Origin of the sequence: Paenibacillus sp. W4I10 (genome assembly GCF_030816325.1) — a bacterium.
Classification (GTDB): Bacteria; Bacillota; Bacilli; order Paenibacillales; family Paenibacillaceae; genus Paenibacillus; species Paenibacillus amylolyticus_B.
Genome location: NZ_JAUSXX010000001.1, coordinates 6,114,535 through 6,130,879, shown reverse-complemented (window position 1 = coordinate 6,130,879; position 16,345 = coordinate 6,114,535). Strand labels below are relative to the sequence as shown.

The window sequence follows — 16,345 nt, the reverse complement described above, 5'->3', positions numbered from 1 at the left end:
ATCAAATGCAGACTCCGGGCCGGGGTGCCACATCAGAGGAACTGCATGCTCCATTCATCTTAATCCAACATCCTTAAAACGATTTCCTATCGTCTCTGGAAAGGCACGTTTAATGGCATCAATGGCACGTTGTTCCGTAGCCCCTGCCTTCCGGATAAGCTCAATTACCCTTTGCACACAGTCTGGTTCTCTCGAATCCCAAGAGATGGAGTCATCTATCACCTCAACGATCATTGTATACAGGTTTGCGAGTAGCTCATACTCGTTTATTACCTGATCCATTTGAATAGACAGATGCTTAAGCCCTGCAACATAAGAGGCAATGTCCAGTCTTGATCTGGCATAATAGCGCAGTACAGTTACCGCTTGTTCTGTGTCATATGTTCCAGACTGCAAAGTAGCAGCCATAACCGTATACGCAGCCGCTCCACAGGCATAATCCTGGGACGGCAGCATATAGTCATGGGTTTCCCATTTGTACACGGCCTGGATTAACGATTCCTTGCAGACTTCCCATTGATCTATCGGTGCACAAGCTTCCAGCACCTGATAGTACCAGTAGGGTGTACTGTTTCTCCCTAACGAATCATAGGGCAGACGAATGACTTCATTCCCATTACTTTTACAGATGAACAGCACCCGTTCCACATCATCATAGCCAATAACAATGACAAATTGATCGTGCCAGAGAATTGCACCTATGCCTCGGTCAATGGAAGCTTTAATATCCAGCAGAGCCTGCTTCTGATAGAGCGGAAAAGTCGGTTCAAATGAAAATCCACCATGTTGTCCCGTTGTCACACCAATGAAGTCAGCTGCGACAAAGTTCTCTGCCATCCAGTTGTAAGCCGAAATTGATTCTGACGTCAGACGCCGATCCACCACTAATCGGAATGCACTTGCTGTCATACCTGCAATCATGTGGTGTGGGAAAACCGTCCACTGTTTATGTAATAAAATGCGCAACAACGCATCTGTATACGCGCTTACACCGCTCCATGATCTACATTCATCAGCAGAATTCACAGCTTGCGAGGATCGAATCCAGTCCTGCAATACTACTTTTGTCGCCATCATCCTTCACTCCCTTCCTCTCTCATCCTATCGTGCGGAATGTGCTCCCCACCGTGGTATAGTGGACCTTTTACGGTCAGGATACTTCCTGGATATCACTCGAAAATAATCAATAGCCTGCTCTTCCAATGCTTTCGCCTTCACTAGTACCTGTGCTAGATCTTCTGTGGTGTCTGGTCGCAAGACACGTCTATTCTCGTGCTGAACCATATATCCTTTCATTTGGTCAATTAACGTCCCAAGCTGTTCATAACATGTACAAGCCTGGTCCAGTTCGTTCCATATCCCTCGAACATCCTGCAAATACATTCTTATTTCGGTTCGCGAATGGCAGAAGGATTCCAAGATATAACCTGCACCGGATTCATCGAAATCCCCACTCCGCAGGGCCTGCAACCACACATCATATGCCTTTTTACCTGAAGCAATATTCTGATCAGGTAACAGACGATAGGGAAGATCCCAATCCTCAATCGCCAGTCTCAGGGATTCCAGCAGCATCTGCTGTTCAGGGATGCGGACCTGATCACCAAACACCTGACAATACCAAAATCCGGTAAAGTTTAAGCCAAAATTGTCATACAACAAAATCTGCGGTTCCTTGCTCCATCCGTCCTGCACATAAAAGATGCGGTCACTGTCATCATATCCATGAATAACACCGAACTCAGGAATCCAGTAAATCACACCAGTTCCTTCATCAATACTCCGTCTCACCCAATTCACTGCATCCTGCTGGTAATAACCAAACGTGGAATGACGTGTACGTCCCCCATCCCAGATCGTGAATATCCCCAAGTTATCAACTCCGGGACGATGCGCTTCCCCCCATTGTCCATACGCTGTAACCGACATGGGAAGTAGTCTGCGATGCACCGACAGCTTGAAAGCCATGCCCGTATATCCGGCAAGTACAACCTTGGAACCTTGAAACTGGCCTGTATGGGTTAGTATCGCATGCAGACTATCCACGTACGATTTGGACTCCCGCTTCATAATGAGGTTATTTAACACGACTTCAGCCAAAGAAAAAGCTCCTCTCCATGGTGGTTTTCCTGATGTATTTACGAGAAACAGCAGCTTGCTGTGCATCTGCTCGTTTGTTGCCTGTTTACAGACTCAATCTATGTTCCAAGCCTGTGGATCAACCCTTCTGCTCTTTGCTGAAGCTTGCGTCTAAGCCACCCAGGAGACAAAAGTTCTTCCCATTCGCTAATAAACAAATGCTGCAAGAAAGCGTCCGTGTCATAAAATTCAATCGAATAAATCTGATCGTGCCTAGCCTGGATACGATACCCTTGCCAGAGGTCCATTTGCTGCAATTCCTTCAAGCGAATCTCAGCTACAAACGGTTTACGCACAGGCAGTGGTTCTTCCCATCCACCTAGGAGGGCATCTGACCTGTACTCAAATCTTTCATCCGATATCGATACATGAACAATGCCCTCCAGTCGAATGGCCACTTGCTGCACAGGATCTGCTTCATAACCTACCACGTAATCGGCATTGAACTGGGATATCATCTTTAATGGACACAAGGAAAATTGTCGTTCTCCCTCATGATCCCTGTAATGAATATGTACTCTACGCAAGTCGCTCACAGCATGGGATATTAATTCAAAGAATTGCAGTTGCTTCGGTTGCGCCGAAAACACTGGAAGCTCACCACTCCCCATCTGTTGTTCCTCCAACGTAAAACGCTCCAGTAAATGCGCTACACGTTTCACCGCGTCCGATTGATCATAATCATAATGCCGGTAACGATGTGCCAAATATTTCAGCACACGCTGCTCTTCTTCTGTCATATATAAATGGGGCAATCGAAAGGTCTGATCCTCGTAACAATAGCCCCGATATTTCGCCATATATACCAAGGGGGCGCGCAGGGAGTTTGCCATATATTCAATATCACGCTGAGCCTGACGACGAGAAATCTCAAATTCACGAGCAAGCCAGCTGCTGTTAGGAAAACGTCCACCCCGAATCTGTTCGTCAAACCAGTGAATCCGATGCATATTACTCATCTTCCCGCCCCCGATCTCTTCCGGTCCTAATTCACTTATTATATCAAAAGACATGGCCTGTTCCGAAGAACAGGCCTGATATGTCAGACGTGTGCCATATCCACTCTGGATTGCACAGCTTTGAAGCATTTCTTGCATACCTTCAAACTTGTACCGTCTGTTTTCGTTCGCGTATACAACAATTTAATTCGGGTACTGCTGCATACCGGGCATGTTCCCCGGCCCCTGGAAGGAAGACTCCACAAGATGCGTCCTCTTTTGGTTTTTGCCAATGGTAGTGAACCTCTTTTCGATATGGTTTGTGTGTTCACCGTTATTATAGAGGGCATGGTACGACACAGAATGTCGCAGCAGTATTAGAGGTGTTTCAGAAAATAAAAATGTCCCCTCTTCGACCTGAAGAAAGGACAACATTTAGGAAGGATCTGTGCTCGACTGAGATGCGGCCTGCAATAACGGTTGCAGGAGTCCTGGAAAGCGCGTTTCCAGATCATCGGACCGCAGAGTGAGAAAATGCTGGGTGCCTTGCACTCTGACCCGAATAACTCCGGCTTCCCGCAGGGTTCGAATGTGGTGCGACCTCGTTGACTTCACAACAGGTGCATGAAAATGACTGCACGGCTGTTCCCCGCTTCTCGCTGCTTCCACAACAATCCCAAGACGGGTCGGGTCGCTTAACGCATACAATACGGAGGAAAGTTCAATATCTGACACCTGTGGATGATGTAAAATTTTCATACTGTAGTCCCCTTTTCTCAGACTATCCATTGTATTTTAACACACATCCATGATATATTTCTAATGTTCGATACCAATCGAACTTTAATGATTTCGTTATGTAACCCCTGCTGTCAGGCACGGGATTGACATCATACTACATTTTGCAAATGTTACACACCGTTTCTGAAATGTTGCGAAATACACATCACTTTAGGAGGTTTTTATGAACAACACCGCAACCGCATCATCAGGGGAACGGACCGGAATACAAGAAGGATTAATTGTAAGCTTGCTTGGCTTCACCGTTGTACTCGTTGTTATGAATACAATGATGTTTAATCTGGCCCTGCCCAAAATTGCAGCCGAATTTATGCTTACATCCGTCGCTTCTTCCTGGATTGTTACAGGATATTCCATTGTATTTGCCATCTCCTCGATTACGTTCTCACGTCTATCGGATTTCATACCCATTCGTACATTATTCACGACCGGGCTTACGTTACTTGGTGCAGCATCTGTTCTCGGGTTCTTTAGTAACCACTTCATCATTTTGCTTATTGCACGTCTGATTCAGGCTGCGGGGGCTGCTTCTGTTCCTGGACTTGCCATTGTGCTGATTACCCGTTACATTCCAAATGATCGCCGGGGTAAATCGATGGCTGTCATCATGTCCGCCAGTTCACTGGGGCTTGGACTTGGTCCCGTCATCGGCGGAAGTATTACACAATTTCTGGGATGGCATGATCTGTTTATCGTTACGGGATTAACGTTATTCTTGATTCCTGTATTCTTCAAACTGCTTCCGCGGGAAACACCGCAAAAAGGTTCATTTGACCTGCTGGGTGCCGTGCTTCTCGCCATCGGTACTACAGGTGTGCTGTTATTCCTGACTTCCCGTCAGTGGTACACGCTTGTTATCGGTGCTGCGGCACTGCTTCTGTTCTGGCTCCGAATTCGGCGCGCGGCAGATCCATTTGTTCAACCTGCTTTGTTCAAAGACAAAAAATATATGATGCTCAGCTCGCTGGGGATTGTATCGTACATCAATAACTTCTCGACGTTGTTCCTGTTACCTCAAATTTTGGCGCATCTATATGGACTGACCCCTGCTCAATCCGGGCTCGTCATCTTCCCGGGTGCAGTCGTGTCCATGCTGCTGTCCAACCGGATCGGCCGTATGATTGACCGACATGGCAATACGTTGCTGCTGAAGTTTGCACCATGGTTGCTACTGGCCGCTGCCGGATTGTTCGCCTTATTTGCAGACAATAACATCTACGCCATTATGGCTGTCTATGTCCTGCTCAGCGTTGGCTTCTCTTCCCTAACCACCAGCGTCTCCAATGAATTGTCTGGCAATCTGACCATGGATCAGGTGGGCGCAGGTATGGGACTGTTCCAACTTAGTCAGTTCTTCAGTGGTGCCTTCAGCGTTGCTGTTACTGGCGTAGCATTAACGGCGATGCAAAACATGCCGCTATCCTCAGCGTACACCAATATTTTCTGGGGCATGACTGTGGTCGCAGTCGCATCGGTTATTTTCTCTCAGGTGTATCTAAGAATGCAGTCACGGAAAGTCACGAAAACAAGTAACCGGATCTAACATTATATTTAACCAAAAGAAGTCAGGAAGGGACCCTCGGGTTCTGAACCTGGCTTTTTTCTATCCCATTTTTCTGTGCATGTGTCAGCTGCCCTATCCCACTAACACAAAACAGCCCCAAGGACGCGTTCATCACGCTCCTCGGGGCTATTATTTTACGGTTGATCAACTTCTATATTCTTCTACACTGATTATACTATTCAAACAGGTCCAAACGAAGACGTTTCAGACTTGTATGTTTGATGTACCACTGGCCGTCGATTTTGACAAAAGTCTCGTGGTAGTGCCCAAATCCGTGGAAGGATTTGTTCTCATTGCCCTCCGGGAACGTGACCCAATCTTCCATTGGGGAGATGACCTTTGCTTCGTTCTCAGATACAAATTCAACTTCGGCGCTATGAACATGATGCACGGATACGGCAACATCCACCAGATCACGGAATACTTGTACGATCGTATCACGGCCTGTTAATACCGGAATTGGATTGCCCTCTGTGCTGAAATCGGCCACTGCATCCGGAGCAAACACATCGCCCAAAGTATCCCACTGCTTCGTATCAATATAGCGGCAATAACGCGCCTTGGTGTTCCTAATGTTTTCAAGCGCGAGCAATTGTTCCAGTCCTGTGATCGTTGATTGGCTCATGTGTTGTCCCTCCATAGATGTAAAATGTGATGTAAGATTAGGATCATGTATGTATGCATACTATACCTTCCTTATTGTACCATTCGGGTTCTAGTAGGTACAACGATACAAAAAAATCTTTCCTTACCTCTCGCGAGGTTGGGGAAAGATCACTTCTAGTGCAAGTTACAGGGAATGTGCACCCTTCATCTGGGAAGCCAGTTCTGACATTTTTTTATTGTTCAAAAAACTTTCCATCTCTTCTTCCGCCTGCACCATCACCTGCTGGATCAAGCAGCCTGCGTTATGATTCTGGGAACATTCGAACAGGGACGCCTGACCTTCAATCGCATGAATGATCTCCAAGAAGGAAGGATCCGGATTTTTACGACTAAGCCGGTAGCCACCATTGGCGCCAGAAGTCGATTCGATCATGCCCGCCTTAACCAATTTCGTCAATATTTTGGACAGATAGGTTGGTGATACCTTCTGCAATTCTGCAAGTTGGTGGACACTAACCAGCTGTTCGGGGGCAGTACTTACAAGATGAAGCATGGTATGCAAAGCATAATTTGTTGCTTTTGAATATTTCATGAGGGCACCTCATTATACACGGATTTAATTTATCCATAATAGACTTGATTGAGCTCTCTGTCAAACCACTACACTTCAAGCGCTGGCAACATCGAGAGGATACGGGTTAATTGTGATACAATCCGCGGTAATCCGTAGGTGTCATCCCCTCATGGGCCATGAACTGGCGATTAAAATAACTGGCATTGGGATACCCCGCTTCCTCCGCGATTTGTCCAATGTTGGCCGTAGGCCGTTCGAGTAACCATTGCTTCGCCATCTGTAGTCGTGAACGAGTGATAAACTCCATAGGTGTCATCTCTACAGCACTCTTGAACATTTTGCAAAAGTAATACGAACTCACACCTGCGAGATCCGCCCAATCCTGTAACAGGAAAGGTTGACAGGCCTCTTGTTGCATCTGTGGAAGAAGTGCAAGAACCCGACTCTCCGCCTTACTTGTGGTACGTGTGCTCTTTAAAGGTACTGCATGCTGCACGAACTCGGCGAGTACGGCATAGGTCAGTGTGGATAGTTGAGCCGGACGCAGCATTGTGTTCTGTTCCGCTTCAGTGAGCAAGGCCAGATGAGCCTCTTCCCAAGAGCTGCGTTGCCGCAGTGTCCACAATAGATTGCGGTGTAACCCCCGCTCGATCATATAATCATGCAGACGTTCACCGTAAAAATGAACCCATCGTACATCCCATGGATCATCTTCACTACTATAATAATGCTGCCGCTGCTGCGGGAAATAGAGAAACGCCTGACCTGTGCGAAGCTCATGCACCACTCCGTCCACTTCCACATATCCCTTGCCCGAAGCGACGTAGTGAATATTAAAGTTGTTCAGTGCGCCAGCCTCACGCAACACGGAATGCTGGACGTGGTCCATATAATGTCCAACGGACTCGGGATAACAAAAATATGGAATATCCTGCAGGGTAAGCAATACGGTTTGTCTCATCATAGCCGGTTCTCCTTGATCAACAATATTGTGTTAACTAACCTCAATATATTATCATTTTAATTCATTGGTCTATTCTTTATAATCACAATATACATTCATACACAGGAGGATACAACACATGAATTCAGTTCAAAAATTGCGTTGGGGCATTCTTGGTAGCGCTAGCATTGCTGTGGAATCCGTCATTCCAGGCCTGCAGCAATCCGAGTTGAATGAAGTAATCGCGATTGCCAGTCGAGACGAAGATAAAGCCAAACAGACGGCCGAACAACTTGGGATCGACAAGGCTTATGGCAGTTATGAAGCTTTGCTCGCTGATGATTCCATTGATGCCGTATATATCCCACTGCCGAATCATCTGCATCGGGAATGGACGATCCGGGCTGCTGAAGCAGGCAAACATATTTTATGCGAAAAACCACTGGCTCTGACAGAACAGGAAGCTCAGGAGATGGTTCAAGCTTGTGCAGATGCAGGTGTGCATCTCGCGGAAGCATTCATGTACCGTCATCATCCACGTTATGAGCAGATCAGGGATATCATCGCCAGCGGTGAGATCGGTGAGATCCGTGGTATGCACAGCACATTTTCATTTAATAACTCCAATGCATCCGGCAATGTCCGCTTTCGGAAGGAGTGGGGTGGAGGTGCACTGTATGATATCGGATGTTATTCCATCAGCGTAGCACGTCTGCTACTTGGTCAGGAACCAAGTGCAGTTACCGTTATTGGCATGTTCTCCCCACAGCATGATCAAGTGGATATGATGGCTTCCGGACTGCTGGAATTCGACAATCACGTTGGCGTAACGTTTGACAGCAGCATGTGGGCAGCATTCCGCAACACGCTGGAGGTATTGGGATCCGACGGGATTATTGAAGTCCCTTCGGCATTTATCAGCGGACAGGACCGCAGTTCCAACTTCTATGTAACGGCTGGTGGTGAACGCAGAGAGATTGAAGTCCCGCAAGTGAACCACTACTCTCTACAGGGAGATGATATGGCACGTGCTGTACTTCAGGGCAAGGATCTGCGCTTCGCCCCTTCCGATGCGGTAGCTAATATGAAAGTACTGGAAGCTTGCCTTCGTTCAGCGGAAGAACGTACACGAATTACACTATAATTGAGAGGATGAACTGACTTATGGAATATATCGAAATTGCTGGTGCAGGTAAACGTGTCTCCAGATTGATTAAAGGAACCGATTATTTCGTGCATAATGCCTACGATAAAGCAGCTACGAACATGGATGCTTTTCTGTCGATTGGCGGTAACACTGTAGATACAGCACATATCTATTGTGGTGGACAGAGTGAAGAAGTCCTTGGTCGTTACATGAAGGAACGTGGTAACCGCGACCAGATCGTCATTCTCACCAAAGGCGCGCATCATGACCAGAATGGACCACGTGTGAACGCTGATGCCATCCGCAGTGACTTGATGGAAAGTCTGGAGCGTCTTCAGACAGATCACGTAGAGATGTATGCCTTGCACCGGGATGATCCCAATACCCCTGTCAGTGTCATTCTTGAAGCACTGAACGAACATATTGAATCCGGTAAAATCGGCGCAATTGGCGCCTCCAACTGGACTTGGCAGCGGCTCGAGGAAGCCAATGCGTACGCTGCGGCAAATGGCCTGAAAGGCTTCACCTTCAGTAGTCCAAATCTCAGTCTCGCCAAAGCAAACGAACCGTTCTGGGAAGGCTGTGTGTCAGCAGATGCAGAGACGCTGGCATGGCATGAACAAACCAAACTACCATTGCTATCCTGGTCCTCCCAAGCGCGTGGTTTCTTCACTGGAAGATTCACACCTGAAGTTCGGGATAACGAAGATTTGGTGCGTGTATTCTACAGTGATGACAACTGGGAACGGTTGCATCGGGCTGAACAATTGGCTAATTCGAAGAAAACATCACCCATTCAGATTGCACTCGCTTATGTATTGAATCAAACGTTCCCAACCTGTGCCCTGATCGGTGCCCAGAATCAGGCGGAGCTGCTGTCCTGTGACGAAGGTTCCCGCATCACGCTGACTCCTGCTGAAATAACATGGCTGGATCTGGGCAGTGATGTACCGGCTGGCATCTAAAGAAAGTTAATCATTCTATCATTAATTTTAATGACTCTAAGGGGCTGATATTACGCGATAGCGAAAAATATCAGCCTTTTCTGTTGTGTAAAAGCGATCCACTATTGTAAACCCTATTGCACAATTACCGTATCCCTGTTCACTTTCTCCCACTTGTCTGGGAACAAATAAAGAAGGACTTACCCCAGAACACTTCTCTGAAGATAAGTCCCTTATATCATAGATTAAGCCATATAGAATGTTAGAAATTGCACTATCCTTCGTATGGATTACAGTTTAACGATCTGACCTGTTTTCTCGGATTCGAATGCTGCCAAGATCACTTGCAGGGAACGCAAGCCCTCTTCTCCAGAAATCGCTGGAGGTGTTTGGGTTACAATCGACTCTACAAATGCGTCAATTACACCACTCGGCACTTGTTTCTCGTTGGTAGCCATGGCACCAACTTTGTACGTCTCAACTGTACCATTGGTCAGTTCAACAATAACTTCATCGCCTTCCACTGTTCCGATCTTCATAACACCATTCTCGCACCACAGAACTGTACTGTTGTCTCCAGCTCTGTATTGTGTCCAGCTTGCTACTAGCGTTCCGATCGCTCCGCTCTTCATACGCAGCAAACAAGTTGCGTTATCATCAACTTTAGTACCTTCCTTGTGCAGTGTGCTGATGAAACCAGCCACTTCAGATACTTCATCATTCAGCAGATAACGGATGAAGTCGGATTTGTGCACGCCCAGGTCGCCCATTGCGCCCATAATCGCTTCTTCTTTACGGAAGAACCAGCTTTCAGCTCCGTCCACACTCCAGCCTTCCGGACCCGGGTGACCAAATGATGTACGGAAATTAAGGACTTTACCGAGTTTGCCGGAGTCGAGAATTTCTTTTGCTTTTACGTGAGGAGGCATCAAACGCTGGTTGTGTCCAACCATCAAATACACGCCATTTTTCTTGGCAGCTTCGATCATTTGCTCGCCTTCTTCAGTGGATACTGCCATTGGTTTCTCAACCAACACATGCTTGCCTGCATTTGCAGCAGCAATCGCCATTGGCGCATGCAGATAGTTTGGTGTACACACACTAACGGCATCCACCGTTTCGTTTGCAAGCAATTCTTCGTAACTGGAATACGCTTTACCGCCGTAAGTCTCGGCCATCTTCTCCGCACGCTCCACAATCGGATCGGCAAAAGCGACAAGTTCTACGTTCTCATTGGCAGCGTACTCTGGAATATGTCTGCGCTCGGCAATGGCTCCACAGCCGAATACAGCAACTTTAATTTTACTCATGTACATAAGTCTCCTTTGACAAATAGATTAGCATTTTTCATGGTTCGATGGTCCATTAGAATTGATTCAGGTAGTTTTCTTTCAACCAGTTGTAGCTGTTGGATACGCTCTCAAGCGGAGGGTTCTGACATACGTCTTGTTCCACGATCAGCCATTCCACGCCTGCATTCGTAGCGCCTTCAATAACAGCTGGCAGGTCAACCGAACCTTGTCCCAATTCCAGTGTTTTCATCTGGCCCTGTTCGTCTTTGCTGAAGTCCTTCAGATGAAGCAGCGGCAAGCGACCCGCATATTTATTAATATACTCGATCGGATTTTGTCCCGCAAATTGTACCCAACATACGTCCATTTCCACTTTTACCGCTTCAGGTGATGTTTGAGCGAACATGGCATCAAAGGCATTGGTATCGCCAACCTGGCCGTGGAATTCAAAGTCATGATTATGGTAACCGAAGATCAATCCTTGTTTCGCTGCTTCAGCTCCATATTGTTGTAACTCAGCGAATAGCTTGGTCCAACCTTCTGCATTCTCAGGACGATCTTCTGGCATCAGGTAAGGGCAAATGATATATTGTGCACCAATTGTTTTCAGGTAATCGATTTGTTTTTGCAAGTCTTCGCGCATCGCATGTAGTGAAACGTGGCTGCTGAATCCTTTCAGTCCAAGTTCATCTAGTAGCGCTTTCATTTCCTCAGCTGGAATATCGCCATATCCGGCAAACTCCACACCTTCATATCCAAGGGCCGCTACCTTACGCAACGTACCACGAAAATCTGCTGCAGTTTCATCACGGAGTGTAAACAATTGCAAACCAATATTAAGTTTTTTCATGTAGGATACACCTCTGTTCTCAAATTTGCTTTCATTGCTCTATCTGGTATCATCCTAACGCAAAACAGGCTAGAATGAACATATACAATATAGTCAGAACATGAACTATCTGATCAAATTTTATTTCCATCATTTTGCATCAATTGAATGTAGCCCATTTCAACTGAAGATATTACACTGGCACTCCGATGACAGAACAACCTTCCGATCGCTGTTATCCCCAGATTTTTTTGATTTCCTTTTCAAAAGGATAAAATCCGGAGATAAAGGCGAGTTTATGCTTCCGATGCAGCTTTCTTTCAGAAAGCTTTTAACTTCGTTTCTTCAGGTTCTTTCTGTCCTCTCCGTTTTCGTGTAAATGTTAAGTTAAACTTATGATGTAAAAGGATGTACATATTGGGGGATTTTATTTGGATACGTTAGAGACATCTGTACTGATCTGTGACTACTCATACCACTATAAGGCGTTCACACATAATATGAAGGGCGAGTTGCAAACCTATCTGTTCCGTCTGCAGACTGAAGGCTCGTGCAAGGTGTATGTACAGGATGAAGAATTCAGGATGACGAGCGGGGACTTGCTGCTCTTAAAGCCTGGTGACGACTATCATCTCGTTGTAGATGAACCACATAAGGAAGGACGCTTGTCTAGTGGAGACTATTATCTGTTCTGCGAGGGCAGCTGGATCGAGAACTGGTGGAAACGGCAGCATCGATCAACCGTGAGCCGAATTGGACTTGATGATAAACTCATCAGCCTGTGGAGAAATATGTTACTTGAGAAACGTCGTGGACCTCTTGAGGAAAATGCGGAGCTAAAGGATGCGTTACTGCGCGGATTATGTCTGTATATCGACCGGGCAATTAAAGAGAATATTCAGACCGATCGGGCAGTTTCCTCTGCGCTGAAGTTAAAACGTTTTATTGAGGAGCATGCCACGGTTACGTTCAAGCTTGATGAAGCGGCTCGTTATGCGGGCCTCAGCCTGTCACGTGCCGTCCGTTTATTTAAGGAGCACTACAATCAGACCATGATTCAATATGCGATTGAGATCCGTCTGAATGCGGCGCTGGAACGAATGAAATACAGTGAAATGACACTGGAACATATTGCCGAATCCTGTGGTTTTGCGAGCTACTCCTATTTCCACCGGGTATTCCGGGCGCACTTCGGTGTGTCTCCAGCGGAGTATCTCAAATCCAGACAGCATGAGCCTATCGATGATCTGGAGCATGTATGATGTTCAGTATCAGAAACCCATGACCTTAAGAGGTTCATGGGTTATTTTGATACATTGAACTGTGACCAACTCTCAGTACGACTGGAAGTCAGAACGTTTTTTATATGAATGAAATTCACTTCAATATTTTTTCATGTGACTCCCACAGAACAAGACTGTACAATTATAAAGACTGTCATCTTACCCATTCATACATACCCATTAAATTCACATCTATCATAATGGAGCGATACATATGCTAACCCACCAGCGCAAAGTCCTCATCATCGAGGATGAATCAGATATTTCGCGCATTCTGCGAGATTATTTAACCAAAAATCAATATGAAGCCGCCGTGGCAGCCACTGGACAAGATGGACTTCAGATCATGGAGCTTATTCAACCAGATTACATTATTCTGGACATTATGCTTCCGGACATGGACGGGATCGAGGTCTGTCGAGAGATCAGAAGGCGCAACAATATCCCCATCCTTATTCTAAGTGCCAGAGGCAGTGATACCGATAAGGTACTTGGACTTGGCTTTGGAGCAGACGACTATATGACCAAGCCCTTCTCGCTGAGCGAACTGTTAGCACGGATTAATGCCCACTTCAGGCGTTATGACAGCATGACATCCGTTGGAGACAGAACAGATCTACTGCATCTTGGAAACCTGGTGATTGATAAAAAAGCCTATAAAGTTACATTGAACGGATCGGAAGTTTCTCTGTCAGCCAAGGAATTCGAATTACTTCATTATCTGGCAAGCCATAAGAATCAGGTATTCTCCAAAGCCCAGTTGCTCGACGCCATCTGGGGATATGCAACCTACGGCGATGAAAATACCGTAACGGTATACATTCGCAGACTGCGTGAAAAAATTGAGGCAGATGCCTCGCATCCGACCGTTCTGAAGACGGTATGGGGTGTCGGTTACAAATTCAATTACGAGTAAGTGAGATTGGAGGCACCCACATGTCATTGAACAGCTGGTCCAAACGCTGGTTGTTAACAACACTTGGGCTTCTCATTATTATCGTTTTAAGTATCCTTGCACTGTCGATGATGCTGTTACAAGATCGAAATTCAGGCGAATCCAATCTGTCCCTGAATCAGGTTCGACTCAAGGTCAATCCGATCTTACTCGCTTTGGAGCAAAATCATCAGCATCTTAATGAACAAAATATTCGTGAAATCATACGTTCCACCGCCAGAGAGACCGGGGTTCTACTTACCTATCTAAACTTGGATGGAAAAGTCATTCTGTCCTCCGACCCCACCTCTAAAGGGACGCAAGTTAATCTGCGTTCAGCTCTCCATTATGATCTGCATCATGCCACGCAGGCCGCAGACGGTAACGATACGCTTGATATTGCGTTTCCCGTGATGGACGGACCGATGGGAAGTCAGATCGGCAATGCCATCTTTTCCATCCCCCAAGCGATGGTTACGGTTCAGCAACCGATGACTTTTGCGGTTATATTGCTTAGCGCACTCATGCTCCTGTCACTGGTTCTGAGCTTATTTCTATTCTGGATGAAACGAAAACTGGACAAACACCTGCTCTCTCCCATCCATCAATTGAAGCAACATGCGGAATCCATGCTTAAAGGCAATTATGAAGAAAAAATCCAGTACAACCGGAACGATGAATTGCTCGAAGTATATGCCATGTTTGATCTAATGCGCACGGAGATTAAACATATGAGCGAGCAGCGTATTCAGCAGGAACAAGCACAAAAAGAACTCATCACCAATATATCTCATGATATTAAAACACCAATTACCACGATAAAAGCATACATAGAAGCTATTGAGGAAGGACTATGCAACGATCAGGAGACGCTGATGGAATATATGGGAGTCATGCGGACCCATACGGATAAAACGGCACGCCTTGTGGAGGATCTGCTGGTTCATGCACTTCAGGAATTGGGGCAAATTTCGGTGGAAACCCGTGAAATGTACAGTGGGCCTATACTGGAGACGATGTTGAAACCTATCGAACATGTTGTCCTAACAAAGGGGCTTATCTATAAAGGACCCAACTACATCCCCAATGTGTTAATCGCTATCGACCCCACTCGAATTGAACAGGTGATCTCCAATCTTGCCGCCAATGCCCTCAAGCATACAGCTCCAGGAGACACGATACGTATAGATATGGAACTGGAATCCGGGCATTTGAATGTGACCATCGCCGATTCGGGTCAGGGAATACGTGTACAGGACATGCCGTTTGTTTTCCAGCGTTACTTCAGAGGCCAGGCGAGCCATGCAGAACAACGTGTACAGGAAGGTACAGGGTTGGGCCTTTCCATCTGCCAAAGCATTATTGAAGCACATGGAGGCCATATTTCCTTTACTAGTAAAGAAGGACAAGGTACTACCTTCCGGTTCTATCTGCCGATCTGCTGAGCCCACACTCCACAGCTATTGTGCGGAGCAGCCTTCCATTTCCGAATTAACCCAGGTGGCTGTAATACTTTATTCATAATTTGATAAGGCTTCCTCAACATCCCTCCTCTAGAATGAATCCTATACTGCACTTGGGAGTGATTCGACTTGTCCAAAAAAGTGATTATCCGTGCACAGAATCTGTGCAAAACGTACAACAGCGGAAGTGAACAATATCATGCCATCCGTAATGTTGATCTCGACATCTATGAAGGAGAATTCACGGTCATCATGGGTAACTCTGGCTCTGGCAAATCAACCCTCCTATACCTGCTAAGCGGACTGGATCAGATCACAGCAGGTGAGGTCTATTTTCGTGACCAGCGGATTGACGCTTACAGTGAACAGGAAATGTCCAACTTCCGCACCCGCCGGATCGGTTATATCTATCAGAGCATCAATCTGGTCCCGGACCTTTCCATCAAAGAAAACATTGCTTTACCGGGATATATTGCAGGAAACAAAAAGAAGGACATCCTATCCCGCGTTGCTGAGCTGATGAATGCCATGGATATTGATGGACAACGTAACCGTCTCCCCTCCCAAACTTCCGGAGGACAGCAGCAACGAGCTGCGATTGCACGGGCTTTGATCAACTCGCCGGATATCATTTTTGCGGATGAACCGACCGGAAGCTTAAATATGGAACATGGCACAGCTGTTCTCGATATCCTTACAGATATCCATCGAAAAGGACAGTCGGTAGTTATGGTTACGCATGATATTAAGGCTGCCTGTCGGGCAGATCGCCTGATCTATATTCAAGACGGCAAGATTGGCGGAATCCTTGAATTCGATACCTATGACGAACATCAAATTCAAGATCGTGAAGCGATTATCTTCGCTTTGGTTACGGGGAAGGAATAA

17 protein-coding genes are annotated in these 16,345 nt (G+C 46.3%); 7 read left to right on the top strand and 10 right to left on the bottom strand.

From position 1 onward, the window contains the following. Positions 1–54 precede the first annotated feature (54 nt). From QF049_RS27415 to QF049_RS27395, 5 genes are all read right to left on the bottom strand, one after another. Complete coding sequence (locus QF049_RS27415; protein WP_307542002.1) at positions 55–1,074, bottom strand: hypothetical protein; 1,020 nt, start codon at positions 1,072–1,074, stop codon at positions 55–57. 27 nt (positions 1,075–1,101) lie between these two features. Further along, positions 1,102–2,100: a cysteine peptidase family C39 domain-containing protein gene (locus QF049_RS27410; RefSeq protein WP_307542000.1), complete on the bottom strand. Its 999-nt coding sequence runs from the start codon at positions 2,098–2,100 to the stop codon at positions 1,102–1,104. A 98-nt stretch (positions 2,101–2,198) separates the two neighbouring features. Continuing rightward, on the bottom strand, positions 2,199–3,236 hold the full coding sequence (locus QF049_RS27405) for a helix-turn-helix transcriptional regulator (RefSeq protein ID WP_307541998.1): 1,038 nt from the start codon (positions 3,234–3,236) through the stop codon (positions 2,199–2,201). Then, on the bottom strand, positions 3,182–3,370 hold the full coding sequence (locus tag QF049_RS27400) for a hypothetical protein (protein WP_307541996.1): 189 nt from the start codon (positions 3,368–3,370) through the stop codon (positions 3,182–3,184). Before QF049_RS27400 ends, QF049_RS27405 begins: the two co-directional genes overlap by 55 nt. 142 nt (positions 3,371–3,512) lie before the next feature. Continuing rightward, positions 3,513–3,836: an ArsR/SmtB family transcription factor gene (locus QF049_RS27395; protein WP_307541994.1), complete on the bottom strand. Its 324-nt coding sequence runs from the start codon at positions 3,834–3,836 to the stop codon at positions 3,513–3,515. 205 nt (positions 3,837–4,041) lie between these two features. On the opposite strand from QF049_RS27395, the gene QF049_RS27390 reads away from it, so the two are divergent. Then, complete coding sequence (locus QF049_RS27390) at positions 4,042–5,421, top strand: MFS transporter (RefSeq protein ID WP_307541992.1); 1,380 nt, start codon at positions 4,042–4,044, stop codon at positions 5,419–5,421. A 196-nt stretch (positions 5,422–5,617) separates the two neighbouring features. On the opposite strand, the gene QF049_RS27385 is transcribed toward QF049_RS27390, so the two are convergent. From QF049_RS27385 to QF049_RS27375, 3 genes are all read right to left on the bottom strand, one after another. Then, positions 5,618–6,067 (bottom strand): nuclear transport factor 2 family protein, encoded by a 450-nt coding sequence (locus QF049_RS27385; RefSeq protein WP_307541990.1) that lies wholly within the window; start codon positions 6,065–6,067, stop codon positions 5,618–5,620. A gap of 165 nt (positions 6,068–6,232) precedes the next feature. Further along, complete coding sequence (locus QF049_RS27380) at positions 6,233–6,640, bottom strand: RrF2 family transcriptional regulator (protein WP_017692155.1); 408 nt, start codon at positions 6,638–6,640, stop codon at positions 6,233–6,235. Positions 6,641–6,746: 106 nt separating this feature from the next. Continuing rightward, positions 6,747–7,586 carry an AraC family transcriptional regulator gene (locus QF049_RS27375; protein WP_017692154.1) on the bottom strand — a complete coding sequence of 280 codons (840 nt, stop codon included), beginning with the start codon at positions 7,584–7,586 and terminating at the stop codon, positions 6,747–6,749. A gap of 118 nt (positions 7,587–7,704) precedes the next feature. On the opposite strand from QF049_RS27375, the gene QF049_RS27370 reads away from it, so the two are divergent. Both QF049_RS27370 and QF049_RS27365 read left to right on the top strand, forming a co-directional pair. Continuing rightward, entirely contained in the window at positions 7,705–8,709 is a 1,005-nt protein-coding gene (locus QF049_RS27370; protein WP_307541987.1) for a Gfo/Idh/MocA family protein, read from the top strand. A gap of 20 nt (positions 8,710–8,729) precedes the next feature. Beyond that, positions 8,730–9,677 carry an aldo/keto reductase gene (locus QF049_RS27365; protein ID WP_307541984.1) on the top strand — a complete coding sequence of 316 codons (948 nt, stop codon included), beginning with the start codon at positions 8,730–8,732 and terminating at the stop codon, positions 9,675–9,677. Between the two features lie 269 nt (positions 9,678–9,946). Here the strand turns inward: QF049_RS27365 and QF049_RS27360 are convergent, their stop codons facing one another. Both QF049_RS27360 and QF049_RS27355 read right to left on the bottom strand, forming a co-directional pair. After that, the gene (locus QF049_RS27360) at positions 9,947–10,966 is read right to left on the bottom strand and encodes a Gfo/Idh/MocA family protein (protein WP_124118195.1); all 1,020 of its coding nucleotides are present in this window, start codon (positions 10,964–10,966) and stop codon (positions 9,947–9,949) included. A 55-nt stretch (positions 10,967–11,021) separates the two neighbouring features. After that, positions 11,022–11,798 (bottom strand): sugar phosphate isomerase/epimerase family protein, encoded by a 777-nt coding sequence (locus QF049_RS27355; RefSeq protein WP_253503427.1) that lies wholly within the window; start codon positions 11,796–11,798, stop codon positions 11,022–11,024. A 410-nt stretch (positions 11,799–12,208) separates the two neighbouring features. Here QF049_RS27355 and QF049_RS27350 point away from each other — a divergent pair, with 410 nt between their 5' ends. The 4 genes from QF049_RS27350 (at position 12,209) to QF049_RS27335 (ending at position 16,345) form a co-directional block, all read left to right on the top strand. Then, complete coding sequence (locus tag QF049_RS27350; protein ID WP_076253526.1) at positions 12,209–13,039, top strand: helix-turn-helix domain-containing protein; 831 nt, start codon at positions 12,209–12,211, stop codon at positions 13,037–13,039. A gap of 235 nt (positions 13,040–13,274) precedes the next feature. Next, positions 13,275–13,976, top strand: coding sequence for a response regulator transcription factor (locus QF049_RS27345; protein ID WP_036668131.1), 702 nt, complete (start codon positions 13,275–13,277; stop codon positions 13,974–13,976). Positions 13,977–13,996: 20 nt separating this feature from the next. Continuing rightward, entirely contained in the window at positions 13,997–15,439 is a 1,443-nt protein-coding gene (locus QF049_RS27340; protein ID WP_307541980.1) for a sensor histidine kinase, read from the top strand. 147 nt (positions 15,440–15,586) lie between these two features. Beyond that, positions 15,587–16,345: an ABC transporter ATP-binding protein gene (locus tag QF049_RS27335; RefSeq protein ID WP_307541978.1), complete on the top strand. Its 759-nt coding sequence runs from the start codon at positions 15,587–15,589 to the stop codon at positions 16,343–16,345.